This window comes from Bradyrhizobium manausense, from assembly GCF_001440035.1.
GTDB lineage: Bacteria > Pseudomonadota > Alphaproteobacteria > Rhizobiales > Xanthobacteraceae > Bradyrhizobium > Bradyrhizobium manausense.
Genome location: NZ_LJYG01000005.1, coordinates 1 through 3697, shown reverse-complemented (window position 1 = coordinate 3697; position 3697 = coordinate 1). Strand labels below are relative to the sequence as shown.

3 protein-coding genes and 3 pseudogenes are annotated in these 3697 nt (G+C 62.3%); 4 read left to right on the top strand and 2 right to left on the bottom strand.

The features are described 5' to 3' along the window. A partial coding sequence (locus tag AOQ71_RS42230) for an ISL3 family transposase (RefSeq protein ID WP_057740878.1) occupies positions 1-1202 on the top strand: 1202 nt, incomplete at its 5' end. A gap of 220 nt (positions 1203-1422) precedes the next feature. Here the strand turns inward: AOQ71_RS42230 and AOQ71_RS42225 are convergent. Then, positions 1423-2375 (bottom strand): annotated as a pseudogene (locus AOQ71_RS42225) (hypothetical protein). 70 nt (positions 2376-2445) lie between these two features. Continuing rightward, positions 2446-2939: pseudogene (locus AOQ71_RS01450) on the bottom strand (ATP-binding protein); the annotation flags it as partial. Here AOQ71_RS01450 and AOQ71_RS50530 point away from each other — a divergent pair. From AOQ71_RS50530 to AOQ71_RS01440, 3 genes and pseudogenes are all read left to right on the top strand, one after another. Then, positions 2855-3136 (top strand): annotated as a pseudogene (locus AOQ71_RS50530) (DUF5372 family protein); the annotation flags it as partial. The pseudogenes AOQ71_RS01450 and AOQ71_RS50530 sit on opposite strands and share 85 nt — an antisense overlap. Before the next feature lie 109 nt (positions 3137-3245). Next, entirely contained in the window at positions 3246-3434 is a 189-nt protein-coding gene (locus AOQ71_RS01445; RefSeq protein ID WP_057740873.1) for a hypothetical protein, read from the top strand. Continuing rightward, positions 3415-3697: recombinase family protein (locus AOQ71_RS01440; protein WP_057740871.1), on the top strand; the 283-nt coding region annotated here is incomplete at its 3' end. The genes AOQ71_RS01445 and AOQ71_RS01440, both read left to right, overlap by 20 nt.

Below are 3697 nucleotides of genomic sequence, written 5' to 3'. Positions count from 1 at the left end.
TGCCGGTCAGTGGCGATACCTTGCTCCGAATGATTCACTCGGCTCCCTTGCCGGATTTCGTTGCCCCGACCGTTGTCGGCATCGACGATTGGGCTTGGCGTCGTGGCCAGCGATATGGAACGATCATCTGCGATCTGGAGCGCAATTGCGTGCTTGACCTACTTCCCGATCGTAACGCCGACAGTGTTGCGCGCTGGCTGAAGCGCTGGCCCGGAATCAAGGTCGTCGCCCGCGATCGTGCGGGACTTTATGCTGATGGCACACGCTGCGGCGCGCCCGACGCGGTGCAGGTGGCGGACCGCTGGCACCTGCTCAACAGTTTGGGGGACGCCCTGCGCCACGCGGTCGGCCGCCATCGTCACAACGTAGCCGCCGCCGTACAAATCATGGCGTCCGCGCAAAGACCGAAGACCGGCAGTTCCACGGCGCCGCCCGGCCTTGCACAGTTGCGGGCGGATCGAAAGGCTGCGCGACGCGAACGCTGGGATGAAATCTGTCGCCTACGCGAGCAAGGTTGCCCGACATCCAGGATCGCCCACCTGCTCGGTGTCGACAGACGCACTGTACAGCGCTGGCTAGCCGCTGGCGGCGAACCGGAGCATTCGCGTCCTTACAGACCTTCACATCTTATCGGTCCCTTCGAGGCGTGGCTCGAAGCGCGGTGGGCCTCCGGCTGCCAGGTGGGCCAGCAGCTTTGGCGAGAGCTTCAGCAACAGGGGTATACTGGAAGTCGGGTGACCGTCGCGCGATGGGCCGCGGACAGGCGTGCACGTGCGGACGCGGGAGGAACAGTACAACCACACCTGACCTGGAAAGCTCCCACGCGTCGTCGCTGTGCTTGGTACTTGAGCCAGGATCCGGATCAGATCGATGCTGAAGCCAGGCTGTTCCTCGGCCATCTGTTTGCGCAAGCTCCGGAACTCGCCACGGCGGCCGATCTAGCGAAGCGGTTTGTGTCCCTTCTCAGTGGTAGCGACATCGCCGAGCTCGATGAATGGATCACGCAAGCAGCCAACAGCGAGCTCAAGAGCTTCGCCAACGGCATCGCGCGCGACATCGATGCGGTCCGAGCGGCAATAACTACCTCCTGGACAACCAGTCCGGTCGAAGGCCAGATCAGCAGGATCAAAGCCATCAAACGACAAATGTATGGCCGGGCAAGCTACCCGCTATTACGTCGACGCGTCCTTCTGGCTGCCTGAGAACAACCCACACCCTATCCAACCCCAGTCGCTCAAGCTGCACCAAATATGCGGAAGAACCCAAACAGGATGAGAGCGCGTATTGCCTCACGTATCGATGCTCCCGGGCGCGATCGGTTGCCTCATTTATTTTGCTCCTGGCTTGGGTTGAGGAGGAGGCCGGGTGCGGAGATGGCCGGGGTTTCGGAGCGCCCGGCCTCCTCCGCTGGCAGCCGCTACATCATTGCGTTGTCGTGACCTCTGACCTTGGTGGCATTTTCGCCGTAGGAGCGAACAGCAGCGCATTCGCTTGCTCGCTGCGCCAGGATTTAAGCCGCCGTTGAAGCGTTCGAAGAAGCTTGTTCGGGTAGGCTCCAGGATATTCCACCTGCAGGCGGGAGAGCAGTTCGCTGCCAGTCCGCCTGGGCTCGGCTTCAAACCATATTCGCAAATCTGGCGTTGCGCGAATGAGCGGGTCGGGACGACGCCGGCCTCTTTTCGCCTTCACGATTGGCCGATCCGTCGGTCGCATAGCTCCGTCCTTCCAGGCCGTTCGCAGGCTTGCCAGGAAGCGATCGGTCGATTGCGATGCCGCAGCAGGATGGACGATTGGTTGGGTATCCGCGAGGGCCGCGAGGCGCTCCTGCGCGTCGCGGATGTCGCGCAACAACGCGACCGGATCGAGAGCGGCATAGATTTCTTGGAGATGGTGGCGAACTGCGTCAGGCGTGCGGGCGTCGGCGGCCAGGCGCTGGTGGGAGTGTTGCCGGCGCGCTGTATGTCTTGCGCACACGAGCACCGTCGCGCTGCTTGGCTATCAGCTTGAATGGCGCTCATCGCCAAAAGCTTGGCGCGGATCTCGGGGGCAAGGTCGAGGTGGCCATGCCATTCCATCGCCTCTATCAGCGCAGGCATTAACGCCTTGAGCCGCTTCCCGCAGATCCGGTCTGACGCTTCCCAAAGGAGCACGAGCGCGTTGTGTTTTGCCTCATTATAGATCCGACGTCGCGGCCGTCGGCCTGGGCGTGCGTCTTCCTGGCCTCGAAGTAGTCGCATCGCATGCTTGCGATCAAACCCAGTGATGTCGACGAACTCGTCTAATATTCGTGCCTTCTTCGCGCGATCCGAATGCCGATAACGCACGCCCGCCGCCGCCGTCAGTTCCTTCCGCGTTGCCATGCTCAGCCGCCCCATCTGCGCTCCCGCTCGTCCCCGATTCAGGGGAGCAATTTACGTGAGGCAACGGCTCAGCATCCGGTAACAATTAAGGCGAGGCAATGCGATTGCCAGCGTCAATCGTCGCTTTGTCGCGTTCGTTTGGAGTGGCGTGAGCGGCGGCCGGCCTGGACCGCGCTTTTCGACGGTAGCTCTCGACGTTCATCTCGAGGATCGTGGCGTGGTGGACCAAGCGATCGATCGCTGCCAGCGTCATTGCTTGATCTGGGAAGATACGCCCCGATTCGCCGAATGGCTGATTGGCCGTGATCAGCAGCGAGCGTCGCTCGAGCGGGAGGCGATCAGCTCGAACAGCACGCTGGTTTCCGCCTGATCTTTGCTCACATATGTGATGTCGTCGAGGATCAGGAGGTCGTAGCGGTCAAGCTTGGCGATCGCGGACTCCAGCGCCAGCTCGCGCCGCGCCATCTGCAGCCGCTGCACCAGATCGGTGGTGCGTGCAAAGAGAACGCGCCAACCGTCCTCGACGAGAGCCAGGCCGATCGCTGCGCCGAGATGGCTCTTACCGCCGCCGGGCGGACCAGCGTCATAATGCCGGGTGTCTGGGATCTGAGGTGGAGATCCTTTACCCGTTCCATCCGCGATGCGGAGCATCAGTCGTCGTTGTCGCCTGCAAGCGGCTTGGGGGTGAGACGCATTTTGTTATCAGACAACCTGACGCCACGTTAACGCTGCTGCCGGCATGGATGGCGGCTCCCGCCGCCGCTTCCTTCCATCTCAAAGCTGATCCGCGGCTTCCGGTGGATCGTCTACTGGAGGCGCGTCTTCTTGTCGACGCGGTCTTAGCCTCCTCTTCCAGGGAATCGTCCCATTCGCGAGGAGGCGGTCATGGCGGACGCATCACGTCGTCAGGGGGATCTGTTCGAGAGCCCTCCGACATACAGCAGCATTCCAATCGAAGCCCATCAGCAAATGCTGGAGCTCTTAAAGGAGCTTCTGACCGAAGCGCTCACCGACAGCGCAGTCGAGGCACACGACGTGAACCGGGAGGACAGCGGTGAGCAAGATCACGCCTGAGCACCTTGCTCGCCAGGCCGTCGTCTACATTCGTCAGTCGACGGCCGACCAGGTTATCAACAACCGCGAGAGCCAGCGCCGCCAGTACGGCTTGGCCGATCGTGCGCGGCAGTTGGGCTGGAGCGAGGTGGTCGTAATCGACGACGATCTCGGTCGCTCTGGTGGCGGCACTGCGCGTCCCGGGTTCGAGAAGCTGCTCGCCGCCATTTGCGAAGGGCGAGTTGGCGCTGTGGTCTCGATTGAGGCCTCTCGGCTGGCCCGCA